Annotated in this window: 14 protein-coding genes and 1 tRNA gene; 10 read left to right on the top strand and 5 right to left on the bottom strand. The window is 56.0% G+C overall.

Features of this window, described 5'->3' with window-relative positions:
* Positions 1 to 157 precede the first annotated feature (157 nt).
* A complete protein-coding gene (locus CHB83_RS09305; protein WP_089332430.1) occupies positions 158 to 2,137 on the bottom strand; it encodes an alpha-ketoacid dehydrogenase subunit alpha/beta in 1,980 nt (659 codons plus the stop codon).
* Between the two features lie 523 nt (positions 2,138 to 2,660).
* Here CHB83_RS09305 and CHB83_RS09300 point away from each other — a divergent pair.
* Positions 2,661 to 3,944 (top strand): M16 family metallopeptidase, encoded by a 1,284-nt coding sequence (locus CHB83_RS09300; RefSeq protein WP_089332429.1) that lies wholly within the window; start codon positions 2,661 to 2,663, stop codon positions 3,942 to 3,944.
* A gap of 112 nt (positions 3,945 to 4,056) precedes the next feature.
* On the opposite strand, the gene CHB83_RS09295 is transcribed toward CHB83_RS09300, so the two are convergent.
* The 3 genes from CHB83_RS09295 to CHB83_RS09285 all read right to left on the bottom strand — a co-directional run bounded on the left by CHB83_RS09295 (position 4,057) and on the right by CHB83_RS09285 (position 5,992).
* Entirely contained in the window at positions 4,057 to 4,695 is a 639-nt protein-coding gene (locus CHB83_RS09295; RefSeq protein ID WP_089332428.1) for a hypothetical protein, read from the bottom strand.
* Between the two features lie 313 nt (positions 4,696 to 5,008).
* On the bottom strand, positions 5,009 to 5,329 hold the full coding sequence (locus CHB83_RS09290) for a hypothetical protein (protein ID WP_045688800.1): 321 nt from the start codon (positions 5,327 to 5,329) through the stop codon (positions 5,009 to 5,011).
* A gap of 117 nt (positions 5,330 to 5,446) precedes the next feature.
* Positions 5,447 to 5,992, bottom strand: a complete 546-nt coding sequence (locus CHB83_RS09285) for a hypothetical protein (RefSeq protein ID WP_089332426.1) — start codon at positions 5,990 to 5,992, stop codon at positions 5,447 to 5,449.
* A 219-nt stretch (positions 5,993 to 6,211) separates the two neighbouring features.
* On the opposite strand from CHB83_RS09285, the gene pheS reads away from it, so the two are divergent.
* From pheS to CHB83_RS09265, 4 genes are all read left to right on the top strand, one after another.
* Positions 6,212 to 7,309 carry a phenylalanine--tRNA ligase subunit alpha gene (gene pheS / locus CHB83_RS09280; RefSeq protein WP_045688802.1) on the top strand — a complete coding sequence of 366 codons (1,098 nt, stop codon included), beginning with the start codon at positions 6,212 to 6,214 and terminating at the stop codon, positions 7,307 to 7,309.
* Between the two features lie 135 nt (positions 7,310 to 7,444).
* The gene (locus CHB83_RS09275) at positions 7,445 to 7,885 is read left to right on the top strand and encodes a Rieske (2Fe-2S) protein (protein ID WP_143437072.1); all 441 of its coding nucleotides are present in this window, start codon (positions 7,445 to 7,447) and stop codon (positions 7,883 to 7,885) included.
* A gap of 97 nt (positions 7,886 to 7,982) precedes the next feature.
* Positions 7,983 to 8,059: transfer RNA gene (locus CHB83_RS09270), tRNA-Asn, on the top strand.
* Between the two features lie 157 nt (positions 8,060 to 8,216).
* Positions 8,217 to 9,545, top strand: coding sequence for a phage integrase SAM-like domain-containing protein (locus tag CHB83_RS09265; protein WP_089332424.1), 1,329 nt, complete (start codon positions 8,217 to 8,219; stop codon positions 9,543 to 9,545).
* Between the two features lie 7 nt (positions 9,546 to 9,552).
* On the opposite strand, the gene CHB83_RS09260 is transcribed toward CHB83_RS09265, so the two are convergent.
* On the bottom strand, positions 9,553 to 10,260 hold the full coding sequence (locus CHB83_RS09260) for a restriction endonuclease (protein WP_089332423.1): 708 nt from the start codon (positions 10,258 to 10,260) through the stop codon (positions 9,553 to 9,555).
* Between the two features lie 51 nt (positions 10,261 to 10,311).
* Here CHB83_RS09260 and CHB83_RS24095 point away from each other — a divergent pair, with 51 nt between their 5' ends.
* From CHB83_RS24095 to CHB83_RS09230, 5 genes are all read left to right on the top strand, one after another.
* Positions 10,312 to 11,190: a thermonuclease family protein gene (locus CHB83_RS24095; RefSeq protein ID WP_245855309.1), complete on the top strand. Its 879-nt coding sequence runs from the start codon at positions 10,312 to 10,314 to the stop codon at positions 11,188 to 11,190.
* A 69-nt stretch (positions 11,191 to 11,259) separates the two neighbouring features.
* A complete protein-coding gene (locus CHB83_RS09245; protein ID WP_089332420.1) occupies positions 11,260 to 12,003 on the top strand; it encodes a hypothetical protein in 744 nt (247 codons plus the stop codon).
* A gap of 87 nt (positions 12,004 to 12,090) precedes the next feature.
* Complete coding sequence (locus CHB83_RS09240) at positions 12,091 to 12,552, top strand: hypothetical protein (RefSeq protein WP_089332419.1); 462 nt, start codon at positions 12,091 to 12,093, stop codon at positions 12,550 to 12,552.
* Positions 12,553 to 12,581: 29 nt separating this feature from the next.
* On the top strand, positions 12,582 to 14,288 hold the full coding sequence (locus CHB83_RS09235) for a DUF262 domain-containing protein (RefSeq protein ID WP_089332418.1): 1,707 nt from the start codon (positions 12,582 to 12,584) through the stop codon (positions 14,286 to 14,288).
* On the top strand, positions 14,285 to 14,776 hold the full coding sequence (locus CHB83_RS09230; RefSeq protein ID WP_089332417.1) for a HEPN domain-containing protein: 492 nt from the start codon (positions 14,285 to 14,287) through the stop codon (positions 14,774 to 14,776). Before CHB83_RS09235 ends, CHB83_RS09230 begins: the two co-directional genes overlap by 4 nt.
* Positions 14,777 to 14,778 lie beyond the last annotated feature (2 nt).

Below are 14,778 nucleotides of genomic sequence, written 5' to 3'. Positions count from 1 at the left end.
CAAGGTGAGCTTCTGATCAACAGAAGAATAAAATGGGCAAAGTACACAATTGGCAACGGTTCAGTACGCCCGCTTTTCCTTGTGCTATTGATGATACATAAAGCGCATTTGCTTTTCCACTACGGGGTCAGGAAGCCGCTCGGAAACACAGGTAGCGCTAATAGTTGCGAAGCTTCTCCACAGTTTCGCGGAGGCGCTGCTGGGGGAGGAATACCTTTTCCAGCGGAGGAGCGAAGGGTACGGCTGTATCCAGCGAGGCTACCCGTTGCACGGGGGCATCGAGGTGCTGAAAGCAATGCTCGGCAACCCAGGCCGCAATTTCACCACCCAGGCCTCCTACCAGCGTGTCTTCGTGCAGAATAATGAGGCGCCCCGTTTTAGTTACGGTGCGGCGCACAGCGTCTTCATCCCAGGGCAAGAGAGTGCGCAGGTCCAAAATATCGGCCGAGAGGTTGAGTTCATCGGCGAGGTGAGAAGCCCAGTGCACTCCAGCCCCGTAGGTAACAATGCTCATCTCATCGCCTTCCCGCATGAGGGCCGCCTTCCCAATGGGCGTGGTATAGTAGGCATCAGGCACGGGGGCGGTGATGCTGCGGTACAGGAGCTTATGCTCAAAGAAGATAACCGGATTAGGGTCCTCAAAGGCGGCACAAAGCAAGCCCTTCGCATCTACTGGGTTACTTGGGAATACGACTTTCAACCCTGGGGTGTGCGTAAACCAGGCCTCGTTGCTCTGGGAATGAAACGGGCCAGCCGCGGTGCCAGCGCCCGTAGGCATGCGTACTACTACGTCGGCGTTCTGCCCCCAACGGTAGTGGCTCTTGGCCAAGTTGTTGACAATCTGATTAAAGCCACAGGTCACGAAATCAGCAAACTGCATTTCCACCATGGCTTTTTTGCCCTTTATGCTAAGCCCCAGCCCAGCCCCCACAATGGCCGACTCGCACAAAGGCGTGTTGCGCACCCGACCCTTCCCAAACTGAGATACAAAGCCTTCCGTCACTTTAAATACCCCGCCGTATTCGGCAATATCCTGGCCCATGAGCACCAGCTCAGGGTACTTTTCCATGCTCTGACGTAGGCCATCGGAAATGGCATCAACGTACCGCTTTTCAGTAGTAGCAGCGTCGGCAGCGGGTGCTTGGCTGGGTGCCTCAAAGGGTTGATACATATCGGCTAGCTCCTGGGCGGCGCTGGCCGTCGGCATGGGTACGGCATCGGCTATGCGCAGGGCCTCATCGATTTCACGCTTGATGGTTTCGCGGAAGCGCTGACGAGCTGGCTCGTCGAGGGCTCCTTCCTGCAAAAGCCACCGCTCGTAGGTTTCCACTGGGTCCTTTTGTGCCCACTGGTCAAACAGTTCCTGGGGTACGTACTTGGTTCCGCTGGCTTCCTCGTGGCCGCGCATCCGAAAGGTCAGGGCCTCCAGCAGCACGGGGCGGGGGTTCTGGCGTAAATCCTCGGCTAGACGGCGCACCGTATCGTACACTTCCAGCACATTGTTGCCGTCTACTTGCACGGCTTCTATGCCGTAGGCGGGACCTTTGTCAATGAATTGCTTGAAGCGAAACTGCTCGTTGGAAGGAGTACTCAGGCCGTAGCCATTGTTCTCAATAATAAAGATGACGGGTAGCTGCCACACCCCTGCTACGTTTAGCGCCTCGTGAAAGTCACCTTCGGAGGCGCCGCCATCCCCGCTGTAGGTTACGGTTACTTTAGGCCGCTCGTCCAGCTTGTCGGCTAGGGCAATGCCATCGGCTACGGCTAGCTGGGGTCCGAGGTGGCTAATCATGCCCACAATGTGGTGCTCGTTGGTGCCAAAGTGGAAAGACCGGTCGCGGCCCTTGGTGAAGCCCGTGGTTTTGCCCTGCCACTGCGCAAAGAGGCGGTCTAGCGGAATGTTGCGTCCAGTGAACACGCCCAGGTTGCGGTGCAGCGGCAAGATGTACTCGTCGGGCTCCAGGGCCAGCGTGCTCCCCACCGAAATAGCCTCCTGCCCAATACCCGAAAACCATTTGCTTACCTTTCCTTGCCGCAGCAGAATCAGCATTTTCTCCTCAATCAGACGCGGTTTCAGTAGGTGCTGATAGAGGAAAAGGAGAGTTTCATTGGAGTAATCTTTCCGGTCGAAGCGCATGGGCGGCAGGCGGTAGAGTTGGAGGGTAGGGCCAAAAGTACGGCTTTACAAGGGAAGGAAAATTACTCTGTGTATTTTGCACTATACGCAGGTACATTACCCGTCCTGCATTCTACTCCCTTAGTCCTCTACTCCCTGCCTCTGGTAGTATGCCGCTCCTAAACCCGGCGGAGTAGATGGCACTGGCTACTCAAGGCGGCAACTACTTACGCTCTTACAAGGAGGTGAGGGCACTAAGTACCTGCATAAAACAGGCATCAAAGCTTCGTAAGCCTACCTAACTGCCTCGTTCTGCGGCCGCACTTTAGGTACTACTGCCTTCGGGGGTAATTAGCTGGCGTTGCTATCCGTTCCTGCTTCCTGCCTACCCCTCTCTAATGAATACAGGGGCTAGGCTGCTCCTTGTGGCTTGGTCGCCGTCGCGCTTCTTCCGTACTTGCCCTAGCAGCTCCACCCGAAACTTCTACTTGCGGCTGCGAGTTTGATAGTATCCCACTGGCTCTGGTAGATTTTCCCTGCCCCTATGATTCATTTCGAAGAATTCACCCTTGCTAACGGCCTACGCTGCATAGTGCACGAAGACCACACCACGCCCATGGCGGTGCTCAACGTGCTTTATAACGTGGGCTCGCGCGATGAAGACCCGCAGCACACGGGCTTTGCCCATTTGTTTGAGCACCTGATGTTTTCCGGCTCCGTTAACATTCCCAGTTACGACGAGCCGTTGCAGATGGTAGGCGGCGAGAACAATGCCTTCACCTCCCCCGACATTACCAACTACTACCTCACTCTACCCGCTGCCAACCTGGAAACCGGTTTCTGGCTGGAATCTGATCGGATGCTAAGCTTGGCTTTCTCAGAAAACGGCCTGGAGGTGCAGCGCAAAGTGGTGGTAGAAGAGTTCAAGCAGAACTACCTCAACCAGCCCTACGGCGACGTGTGGCTGAAACTTCGCCCCTTGGCTTATCAGCAGCACCCTTACAGCTGGGCTACTATTGGCAAGGAAGTAAGCCATATTGAGGATGCTACCATGCAGCAAGTGCGCAACTTCTTTGGCAAGCATTACTCTCCGGCCAATGCAATTATGGTAGTGGCTGGTGCCGTAACGAAGGCCGAGGCCCAACGTTTGGCCGAAAAGTGGTTTGGCCCCATTCCCGGTGGTACTCGCTATGAGCGTAACTTACCCCAGGAGCCTCGCCAAACGGAAGCCCGCTTCCTAGAAGTAACAGCCAACGTTCCGTTGTCGGCGCTTTATAAAGTATACCACATGCCTGGCCGTGAAAGCGCGGCTTACTATCCTGTAGACCTGCTCAGCGACGTACTGGGTCGGGGCAAATCTAGCCGTATCTATCAGCAGCTGGTGAAAGAGCGGCCGCTCTTCAACTCTATCTCAGCCTCCGTAATGGGGTCGTTGGAGCCCGGCTTGGTGGTAGTGAGTGGCAAGCTGAATGCTGGCGTAACGCTGGAAGAAGCAGATGCCGCCGTGGAAGAAGTAATTGCAGGGCTTCGCAACGAACTAGTTTCCGTAGAGGAGCTAGAAAAAGTGAAAAATCAAGCCGAGGCGAGCATTGTGTTTAGCGAAATAGAATTGCTAAACCGCGCCATGAATTTGGCTTACAGCAAACTTATGGGCGACGCCAACCTTGTCAATCAGGAAAGCGAGAAGGTGCAGGCTGTAACGCCCGCCCAGGTGCAAGCTGCCGCCCAGGAGCTCCTACGCCCCGACAACTGCAGCACCCTATACTACCGAGCCCAAGCAGCAAACGAGGAAGTATCAACTCCTGAACTGGTAGAAGCAGAAGTCTAACCTAGGCCGAGTAGCCTGCTCACTGCTCCGTCCCCGGCTCTACTAACACAAACGCCCGAACGACAGCTTGTCGTTCGGGCGTTTGTGTTAGTAGAGCCGGGGATGCTGGTTATTACCAGCCACCACCCCAACCGTCGTCTGCCTTCTTCTTGGCAGGAGCAGCCGCTTTCTTAACGGGAGCAGCCGTTTTCTTGGTAGCGGCAGCACCAGCATTCTTGGCACCAGCTGTAGCTGAAGCAGCTTTAGGAGCAGCCGGGGTGGTGGCTACTGGTGCTGGTTCTGGCTCAGGAGCAGGTACGGCAATGGGAGCCGGAGCAGGTGCTGGCGGAACTGGATCAGCCGCGCGCACCGAGCGACGCACGTAGGGAGCCAGCGGCCGACCACGGTAGTCAGTGGTTACGCGGCGTGAAGGAGCAGCCGTGAAGCCGGGAGCCAAGCTAGCTCCGATGGGCTGCATTTCGGCGGCAGGAGCCGCTGAAGCAGCACCGGAGGCGCCTCCCCATCCACCAGCAGCGGCCGCGTCAGTAGCAGCGGCAGGAGCAGGAGCTAGCTCAGTTTCTTCTACCACTGCGGCCTTTGGAGCAGCTTTAGTAGTGGTTTTCTTGGCGGGTGCAGCTTTCTTGGCCGGAGCAGGCGTGCCCCAACCATCAGAAGAGCCCCAGCCGTCGTTGGACTTTTTGGATTGTGCCTGGGACGGTGCGGCCAGCAACACCCCACCTACTAAGAGCACAGGAAAGAAAAAACGAGTCATCGGAATAGCAGTTTGAAGTAAAGAAGCCGCAAGGTACGCCACCCCACGCAGGCCCAAAAGTGCATCTCTTGGAATTTCCCCTAACGCGCCCATTTCTTAGAAGTTCCTAACCGAGCAAGAAGGCCAGCAAAGATTCCATTCTGATCGGTTAAACAAGGGTGCTACTAGATAAACGTATGAGGGTTACGTAAATTTTACTCACGCCAAAAGCTTTCCTTTTCCGCGCTAAAAAGTATCTGTTCTTTTTGTCCAAAACCTCAACCAACCGACCGCGAAGGGGCGGCTACTTCTACATCTAGAAGAAGGAGTAGCGCTACCGACGCTTTTTCCTAACGGCTGGTGCTGGTTTAGCGGGTGCAGTACCCGCCGACAGGGTAGTAGTGGCAGAGGCCGGTTTAGGAGTTTTCTTTTTAAGGGGCCGGCCCATGTAGTCGGTGGTAGGAGGGCTGGGCATGTTTAGCCGCAAGCCTGGCGCCAGCTTTAGGTTCTCCTCATCCCGGCGGTTGCTACGGTCGTAGCGTGCGTACGCCCCGGAGCGGGCCTTGCGGGTTGTTTTTCTGGTTTGTTGCGCTTGCGCGCTGATTTCCATTAGGCTCAACCACACCATTAATAGCGGAAGTACAGTCAGTTTCATACGCGGCAGAAAGAAAGAACAAGAGTAGAACCTTACCTATCAGCGGCATACGACAACGGCCCGGTTGTGGCTATGCCAACCGGGCCGTGCAAGCAAATTAGCTTGATGTAAGCTAGGTTACCACTGAGTTGCGGCCACCTCAGCACTACCCGACGCGGCCACTGTAGCAACCGAAGAGTTGCTGGCTGGGGCTTTGCGTAGCGGGCGGCCGTTATAGTCGGTGCTCACGCCGCGGTAGGGGGCCGTGTTCATCCCGGGTGCCAGCATCACCCCCGACGAGTGCATCATAGGGTCGTCTGACTCTACAGCCACGGAGCGGGGGCGCTTTGACTTCACCTTAGCCACTGGGCGCCCATGGTAGTCGGTGCTAGTACCCCGGTAGGGCGAAGAGCTGGTGCCCGGCGCCACCTGCACTCCCGAGGAGTGCATCATGGGGTCGTCGGAATCAGCTTCGGCTACTGGGGTAGCGGCCGTTTCCCAACTACTTTCCGTAACGGGGGCGCTCCACTCATCAGCGGCCGGCCACGCGGCCTCAGGGGGCCGCGAACTGGGAGCTACACTGGAGTTGGCAGCTTTTGCGGGCAGCTTTTTGGTTTGGGCTTGCACTTGGGCAGAGCTGAAAAAGGCCACTACTACAGCAGCCGAAAGCAGAAAACGTTTCATTGGAAGGAAGGTTGAAGCAGAAGAACATCCCGCCCGGCGGGCCCCACACCGGCCGGCTAACGGGTGGCGCCCCACGTTTAGCCTTGGCTGCTGGTTGTATGGTAGCTAGGCAGCAACCGTACCAAAATTCACTTCAGCACACTCTGCTTCAGTCTACTTATCTATGAACTGCTTGCTATCTGCGACCAACTACCGCTAACCCCCTACCTTTGCAGTATTATGCAGGACACCATCGCACGGCTGCGGGCCGAAATCGAAGCGTACGACGTTACTACTCCGGAACAACTCGACCAGTTCCGCATCGCCTTTACCGGCCGCAAAGGCCAGTTGGCCGATCTGTTCGATCAGCTCAAAACCGTACCCCAGGACCAGCGCCGGGCCGTCGGTCAGGAACTCAACCAGCTTAAGCAATCGGCCTTAACCAAGTTTGAGGCCCGGCAGCAGGAGGTAGAAGCCGCTGCTGCTAATGCACCAGCTAATCCTACCTTCGACTATACCCTACCGGCCGTGCCCAACGCGCTGGGCACGCGCCACCCCCTGAGCTTGGTACGGGAAGAAATGGTGCGCATTTTCTCGCGCATTGGCTTCAACGTAGCTGAGGGTCCCGAAATTGAGGATGACTGGCACAACTTCACCGCCCTCAACTTTCCCGAGAATCATCCGGCGCGCGATATGCAGGATACCTTCTTTGTGAAAAGTGCGCCACAGGCTGGGAGCCAGCAGCCCACCTCCGAGTTGGACCCAGTTACTGCGGTACCCGTTTCCTCGGCCCCCAACCACTTGCTGCGCACGCATACCAGTACGGTGCAAGTACGCGTAATGGAAAGCCAGCCCCTACCCATCCGCAGCATCATGCCCGGCCGTGTGTACCGCAACGAGGCCATTTCAGCGCGGGCCCACATGATGTTTCACCAAGTGGAAGGTATCTACATTGACGAAAACGTGAGCTTCGCCGATTTGAAGCAAACGGTGTACTACTTTGTACAGGAGATGTTCGGCGAGGACATTCAGATTCGGTTCCGTCCTTCCTTCTTCCCCTTCACCGAGCCCAGCGCCGAAATTGATATTACCTGTCTGATCTGCAAAGGCAAGGGGTGTAATATCTGCAAAGGCAGCGGGTGGGTTGAAATTGGTGGTTGCGGCATGGTAGACCCCGCCGTGCTCCAGCAATCTGGTATTGATGCCGAACGGTATTCGGGCTACGCCTGGGGTATGGGTATTGAGCGCATCACCATGCTCAAGTATCAAATCAAGGACCTGCGCCTGTTCACGGAAAACGATACGCGTTTCCTACGGCAGTTTGAGGGAGTACAATAGCCTTTCTGGGTTCAACGAAACGGCCTTCGCTACAGGTTGAACCTAGCCTACCTCCTTTCTGGTTAGCTTACTACAGCGTAAAAGCCCTGGCCTCCACAAGCTAGGGCTTTTACTTGCACCCTTCATCACTTACGTATGCCAACGCTACCATCTCTCGTCGTTCATGTGCTAGGGGTTGCAATGGCTGGCCTGGGGCTAGCCGCCTGCGACTCTACTAACAACGCTGCCGAGCCGCAGATACCGCTGACGGCTTTTAACACGGTACTCGACCTCTCCAACCAGCAGAATAGCAACTTGCGCTTCGACAATGGCGCTATTTATTATCCGGGCGGGGTGCGTGGGCTGATTGTTGTGCGGCAAAGCGCCGGCAACTACCTCGCCTTCGAGCGAAATTGCCCGTACCAGCCCCTCGACACGTGCGCCCGCGTAAAAATTGAGCCCCAAGTATATCTCTACGACCCGTGCTGCAAGTCTCAGTTTACCCTGCAGGGTCAGTTAATAAGTGGTCCAGCCATTCGTCCACTACGTCAGTATAGAACGTCGCTGTCCGGCAACTTACTGACAATCACTAACTAATTATTTTTCCTCATTTTTTTCAAAAGACATGTTTGGACGTTCGAATACTTTGCTCTAATATTGCACCAGCAACGGCAAAATAGACGCCGCCATAACCGCTTCCTTAGCTCAGCCGGTTAGAGCATCTGACTGTTAATCAGAGGGTCCCTGGTTCGAGCCCAGGAGGGAGCGCCACTACCTAGAATGCCCGCCCTACCCGGCGGGCATTCTTCGTTTTCAGCCTATGTTAAGCTGTTTTTGATTTTACGCTGCTCGTCTTTCCGACTGTTTTCGGTTATCTTTCACTATAAACCGGGACCCAAAGCGGGACCTATACCGGGACACAGGCAAGATGGCAAAGCAGATTACCTATCGGAAGCAGATCAGCGTGCGGATGAGTCTGCGGCTGGTGAAGCGCAATAAGCGGGGCTTTTGCCCGGTGCGCATGACGGCCCGCTGGCATGGTGAGGAGCTACAGGTAGATACCGGCGAGTTGGTAATGCCTGAAGGCAAGAACCGGCGCGGTAAGGAGGAATCTTTCTGGGACCCGGAAACGGGGCAGGTGGTTGGCGACCATCCAGATAAGGCGTACCTGAATTCCCGGCTGGCGGAATGGGTCAAGGATGTTACCCAGGCCTTCGAGGATATTTTTGACCGGGCCCCATTCGAGAAGGTGAGCAAGGAGCAGTTGCGGGCCGAGTTGTTTCCGCCCGAGGTAGAAGAAGCCCCTGCGCCGGAATTAGCAGAAGTGGTAGCCAGCCGCACGTTTCGGCAGGTGCTGGAAGAGTGGAAAGAGGAAAACCGCAACCTGGGCAAAGACTCGCTGCGCAAGTACGACCAGCTGGCTACGATGATGGAAAACTGGCGCACAGACCTGCGGCCCGAGCAGGTGACGCAGAAGATAGCCAAGGAGTATTTGCAGCACCTGCTGGACCTGCAGAAGTCCGACGCCACCATCAAGGTGCATTTTACCGGGCTGCGCAAGTGCTTCGAGCAACTGGGCTTGCCGGCTGACATGGCGTGGCTGCAGTATTCGGCCAAGAACGCCCCGCAACTGGACCTGGAAGTCGAGGAGGTGCGCCGGCTGATTCAGTGGCGGCCGACCTCGGACGCGCTGGCCGAGGAGCGGGACCGGTGGCTGTTCCAGCTGTTCAGCGGGCGGCGCTACGAGGATTTGGAGAAGTTCGACCCGCGGGAGCGGATTACGCTGACGCTGGAAGACGGCACGAAAGTGCCGGCGCTGCTGCACGCGCAGGGCAAGACCGGCAACGATGCAGCTGTGCCCTTGCCCCCTATTGCGGTACACATCGGGGAGCGATGGGGCTGGCACTTTCCGGCCCGCACCTGGCAGCACCGGGGCGACGTGATTAAGGAGGTGGCGCAAGCGGCGGGCCTCACGCGGGAGTGGGACGACCGGCTGATTACGGGCGGGAAGGTGGTGCATAATTGGCGGCCCATCTGGCAGGTCATCAGCACGCACACGGCCCGGCACACGGCGGCCACGCTGCTCAAGCAGGTCAGTAACGGCAACAAGGCCCTGGCGAAGCTGGTACTGGGGCACGCCGAGGAAGACGTGACGGACCGCTACGCCAAAGACAAGGCCCGGCTGCTGGCCCCGGCCGTGCTGGATGCCTGGCAGAAGATTCTGGGCGACTGGTACGAGGGCCTGCCGGTGCAGTGAACTACAATTATAAAGGCCGTCTGTCAATTACATCATAGCTCGTATCACTGTGAACCAAAAGTAGGAATAGGCTATCATTAGCTAGGCCTGAAACATCTACTTCGCGCTGCTTCGAAGAGGTCCAGATCCAAGAAGGTTCACAGGTACAATGCCAATGGTCCTCACCGCTTAAGTGCTGTCTTTCCCCACAGTCCCAGCACCAGACATGGAAACAGCCGCATTCGTCACATTTCCCTAAACCATACATGCTAATGAGACCATTGCATATAACTGCTTTATAAGTATCCCACAGCACTAATCCTTCCTTACAGGCCGAAGAACGACATAACTCCCAACGGCTAAAATCCAGCGCGTCTATCTCTTCTTCAGTGACCAATCTTATCCCAATATGCTCTTGAGCTCTTCTTAATGCCGATTTCGTGTAACCGTTCGAGCAGAATAAAATCCCTCTTTTAGCATTCACATCACGCATTAACCCCTCGAATGCTTCAACTTCTTTGATGTCAATAGGACGCTTTCTATCCTTTGCATCAACTACTAGTCTTCGGGATAAATCGGCACTGTAGCGGTAATCCACAAGTACATCGATTTGTCTCTTCCTGCCACTTATATACCCTTTGAGCCTAGCATTGGGTATGACCGTAGTAATAGAGTCGTCATGCTCGTCAGATGTAGTGAGTGCAACAAGTCTTTCAAAGGCACGCCAAGCTTTCATGCTTTGAAGGTAGAAAATAATACGCCCGACATGCTGTAGGGTGCCTTGAGGGTGGCTTTTACCTGCCTTCAGCTACGGGCGAAGGGCGGCGCACACCTCGGCCTCGGGCAGGCCGGTGTAGCGGCAGAACTCAGCAATGGAAACGTAGGAGCGGGCGGGCTTGGCCAGGTGGCGGCGGATGCGCTGGAGGAGGCGCTTGCCGGCGTCGTAGCTGGTGCCCGTAAGCTGCGCGGCCTCCTTGGGGTAGATGCAAACCTGGGGCATAATGGGGAGAGTGGGGGCGTTCGGGACAGGCAAAGATACAACCAGAGGGGTGCAGGCCATAGGTTTATCATCATGATAAACAATACGTTACGATTGGTTGCGGTTGGTTTCCTGGCCTTAGGCAGGATGCTGACGGGATGCCCTACGGCAGCCGGACACCTGGGGCCCGGTACGGGCGGTACGCCGGCCGGCAAGCCGGCGACAGAACTTGGGCGGGTGGTGCGCGTCATCGACGGCGACACCTACGATGTGCTGAGTTGCGGCCGGGTGCTGCGGGTGCGGCTGACCGGGGCAGATGCGCCGGAGTTGGGCCAGCCTTTCGGCCGGCAGGTGGCCGACTCGGTAGCCCGATACCTGACGCCGCGGCGGCTGGTGAGGCTGACGCTGCATGGGCGTGACCTGTACGGCCGGACCCTGGCCACGGTAGCCCTAGTGCCGGCTACCAGTGAAGCGCCGGTCGTGGCGCTGGATTCGCTGCTGGTGGCGCGGGGCTGGGCGTGGGCGTGGGCACCCCGCCACAAGGTGCCGCGCCTGGCGGCCGTGCAGCAGTCGGCCCAGCGCCAGGGGCGCGGGCTGTGGCGCTGCTCGCCGGCAGTACCGCCTTCCATCTGGCGCAATCTGAGCGCGGCCGGCAAGCGGCGCTACGCTTCGGGCTGCCCGCGCTAAGTGCCCCCTACCCTCCTCTTTTCCTCACTTTTCTTTCCCTTCTTTTCTCACTCCTTATTCCTTTCACTCATGGCACAACAAACGGGTATTCTCGGCATTCAGGGCACCGTAGGCGGGCTTGTGTTTGCCAAAGACGGCAGCATCCGGCAGAAGCCAGCCTCCAACAAGGCCTCCTTCAATGGCTCGGCCAGCATGGCCCGCACGCGGGAAAACGCCTCGGAATTCGGCGAGGCGGCTTCGGCCGGCAAGCTGGTGCGCGACGCGCTGCGGCAGGCCATCCAGTCGGCCAGCGACCGGCAGCTGGTGGCCCGGCTTACGCAGAAGATGCGCGAAATCATCAGCCTCGACGAGGACAACGACCGGGGCGGCCGGCAGGTGCTCAGGGAAAATACGGCCGGCCTGCTGGGCTTCAACTTCAACTCCGGCGCCGGCCTGAGCCAGACGCTGTTCTTCGGCTATGGCGTGGCGCTGGCCGGCCGGGACGTAACGCTGAGCGTGGCGGGCATCAACCCGCAAACCGACGTGGCCGCCCCGCAGGGTGCCACCCACTACGAGGTCGTGTACGCCGCGGCTGCGCTCACCTTTGAAACCAAAACCTTTGCCGTGGCACCGGTGGCCGCGCCGCTGGGCCCGCAGCCGCTGAGCGGCAACCTGGGCGCGCAGAGCGTGGTGGCCACGCTGCCCGCTGAACCGGCCGCTACGGACGTGGTGCTGGGTGTGCTCGGCATCAACTTCTACCAGGAGCTGAACGGCAAGATGTACCCGCTCAACAACAACGGCAGCAACCCGCTGGCGGTGGTGTACGTGGGGTAGCCGCCTGGCACCAACGGTCACGCGGCCGGCTTCCCGGAGCCGGCCGCTTTCTTTTTCACTTTCAACGCCGTAAGGCACCCTTTTATAATGGCAACTCTTACCGCCTATCAGAAACAGTTCCGCCAGCGCATGAAGCGCGCCATGAGCCTGCGGGCCAAAGCTGACCGCAAAGCCCGCTCCTACGCTACGCGCCTGGCCACGGCCCTGCTGGACGCCCAGACGGCCGCCGCCATGATGAATGCGCTGAATCAGACCTATAACGTGGACGTAAGCACGCAGACGCTGCTGGTGCATGACCTGCTCGACGTGGTGACGCCGCAGCGACTGACCGATACGCTGGCCGCCAGCACGCCGGGCGAGGAACTGGTACTGTTCAATCAGGTGCCGGATGGCAACGGCGGCCAGCCGCTGCCGGCTAATCCGCTGTTTGGAGAAACTGCGGTGGGTACGCCGGTTGTGGTTGTGCCGCAACCGGATACGCTAAGTCTCATAGCAACGCCTATTGAAAAGGTAGACTATGAAGGACTTACATCAGGAGATGTTTCGTAAGTGCGAGCCACACAAACACCCGTCACTTTGTGATTAACTTAAAAAGCCTGCTGGCAGCTTGCCAGCAGGCTTTTTTGTTACTTTTGCTCATTATTATCAGCAAACCTCTTAAAGCGACTAGCTTAGCAGGAACTGCTGGCATTGCAACTTACCGCACAGAAAACTCTATAATGGCGAAACTCACTAAATCAAAGCTTGTTGAAGTATTCGTCAATACCATTCAAAGTGAAGGGGCAGTAGTTGAGTACAGGACGCCGCGGGGTGAGCATCCAGCGGTCCTTTACATCAGAGCACAAGGACTAGAAAGCACTTATAGAGTATATATCTGGAATCTATCGCGCGGTGGGGCCCGCCGACCAGCAGACGAGTACCGCATACAGACATCAGGTGTAAGCAGCTTTGAGTGCAAACCGGGTGAAATCACCTTGATTCTAGGCTATTGGGCTGAGCTAGAGCTATTCGTCGCATTTGACTACTCAAAGCACACAGGGGCACTTGGCAACTCTGTTTCGCTGCAAATCAGAGAGAAGCCTCTGCATGATGCAGTCATAGACGGTATATCCATCTACCATAAAGAAAGCAGCGAGCTTGTTATCGTTTTTGGCAAAGAGCGTGCTTTGACCTACCTCAAGCACTATGAGGCCATTCATAGCGGCGAGTATCGCTACGAAGCAACTGACCAGAGGAACTATATTGACCTTCTGGAAGATGAGACAAGCCCGCGTAGATATTCTCTAACAAGCTATGGTGCTGACTATTCTGTCAAATCAATAGTGCAGCAGATTAGCGCTAAGCTTATCTACGTACCAGATTTTCAGCGGCAGTTTGTGTGGAGCCGGGAGGAAGCCTCACGCTTTGTCGAGTCCTTGCTGCTTGGCTTTCCAGTGCCCGGCATCTTTTTAGCGCATGACACCAATGGCAAGCTGCTGATAGTGGATGGCCAGCAGCGCTTATTGAGTCTCTACTATTTTATCATAGGCGTGCTGCGTGGCGAGAAGTTTGGCCTACAGGGCGTAGCTTCAGACTTAGAGGGCAAAACCTACGATACACTATCATACGATGATAAATCAAGACTTGACAACCAGATAATTCATGCTACGATAGTCAAGTCAGATGACCCGACCGATGAGCGAGAGAGTATCTACCTGATTTTCGAGCGACTTAATACAGGTGGCACCAAGCTGACCAGCCAGGAGATTCGCACCAGCATGTATTATGGAAAGTTTAATGACTATCTGAATGCCGCTGTTACGCATGAAGCCTGGTCGAATATCTTCGGCTTCGCTAATGACCGAGCTAAAAGTCAGGAGCTAATCTTGAGGTTTCTCGCCTTTTACTACAACCGTAGTAGCTATGAGCCTCCAATGATGAGGTTTCTTAACGAGTTCATGTCTAGTAACCGAAATCTAGAGCAGCACTCAAAAGAGGAAATGGATGCCTTACTGCTGCCGGCGCTGTCTATCATTGGCGCTGCTTTGGAAAGGCGCGCATTCAGGCTTGGAGGAGGCATCAACGCCGCAGTTTTTGACTCGGTGATGGTAGCGCTGGCAACTCGACTGCAGACTGACCATATTAATCCAGGGCAAGCTCGTGAGGCTTATAATCGGCTGTTGCTGGATGAAAGCTACTTAATAGCTGTACGAACTAGTACCGCTCACAAAGCAGCTGTTGAGACTAGAATTCAGACAGCTATTGACTATTTCGGACAAGATATATACTCCCCCACGCTGCTATGAGCCAAAATATTGAGCGACTGGAAAAGAAGCTTGATGATATGTTTGCAATGGTAGATGCAGTGCAAGACGCAGAGGCAAAGGCGCGACTTGCTGAGTATCTATGCATCAGGACTTCTGGCCTGCTTGAGACAGTAGTTAAGCAGCTTGTCAGCGAATTTATGGACGGCAATTCTCAGCAGGAAGTCGATAGATACGTCAAGACTAAAATGAAGAGCGTCACTAACCTTAAACACGCTAAGCTAGAAAAGCTGTTGGAGTCCTTCAGTTCGGATTGGCAGAGCGAATATGTCTCCGGTATATCGGATGCAGAAAAAGCATCCCTTAATTCTATTATTGACCTAAGAAACTCAATGGCACATGGCGGAAATCAATCCGCAAGCTATATTATTGTCAAAGAGCATTATAACAATGTAAAAAGTATAATAGGGCGACTTAAAGCAATTATTCGCAAGCGAGGCCGACAAGCCAGGGCACGCAGGGCAGCTTAACT

The organism is Hymenobacter mucosus (assembly GCF_900188255.1).
Taxonomy (GTDB): Bacteria; Bacteroidota; Bacteroidia; order Cytophagales; family Hymenobacteraceae; genus Hymenobacter; species Hymenobacter mucosus.
The sequence above is the reverse complement of the archived record's forward strand: the minus strand, read 5'-3'. Positions and strand labels throughout refer to the sequence as shown.

Excerpts from the sequence above, each read along its gene's own strand:
- CHB83_RS09275 (WP_143437072.1), top strand. The coding sequence starts at position 7,445 with ATGCCAACGCTACCATCTCTCGTCGTTCATGTGCTAGGGGTTGCAATG.
- CHB83_RS09265 (WP_089332424.1), top strand. The coding sequence starts at position 8,217 with ATGGCAAAGCAGATTACCTATCGGAAGCAGATCAGCGTGCGGATGAGT.
- CHB83_RS09245 (WP_089332420.1), top strand. The coding sequence starts at position 11,260 with ATGGCACAACAAACGGGTATTCTCGGCATTCAGGGCACCGTAGGCGGG.
- CHB83_RS09295 (WP_089332428.1), bottom strand. The coding sequence starts at position 4,695 with ATGACTCGTTTTTTCTTTCCTGTGCTCTTAGTAGGTGGGGTGTTGCTG.
- CHB83_RS09285 (WP_089332426.1), bottom strand. The coding sequence starts at position 5,992 with ATGAAACGTTTTCTGCTTTCGGCTGCTGTAGTAGTGGCCTTTTTCAGC.
- CHB83_RS09300 (WP_089332429.1), top strand. The coding sequence starts at position 2,661 with ATGATTCATTTCGAAGAATTCACCCTTGCTAACGGCCTACGCTGCATA.
- CHB83_RS09240 (WP_089332419.1), top strand. The coding sequence starts at position 12,091 with ATGGCAACTCTTACCGCCTATCAGAAACAGTTCCGCCAGCGCATGAAG.
- CHB83_RS09230 (WP_089332417.1), top strand. The coding sequence starts at position 14,285 with ATGAGCCAAAATATTGAGCGACTGGAAAAGAAGCTTGATGATATGTTT.
- CHB83_RS09305 (WP_089332430.1), bottom strand. The coding sequence starts at position 2,137 with ATGCGCTTCGACCGGAAAGATTACTCCAATGAAACTCTCCTTTTCCTC.
- CHB83_RS09260 (WP_089332423.1), bottom strand. The coding sequence starts at position 10,260 with ATGAAAGCTTGGCGTGCCTTTGAAAGACTTGTTGCACTCACTACATCT.
- pheS (WP_045688802.1), top strand. The coding sequence starts at position 6,212 with ATGCAGGACACCATCGCACGGCTGCGGGCCGAAATCGAAGCGTACGAC.
- CHB83_RS09290 (WP_045688800.1), bottom strand. The coding sequence starts at position 5,329 with ATGAAACTGACTGTACTTCCGCTATTAATGGTGTGGTTGAGCCTAATG.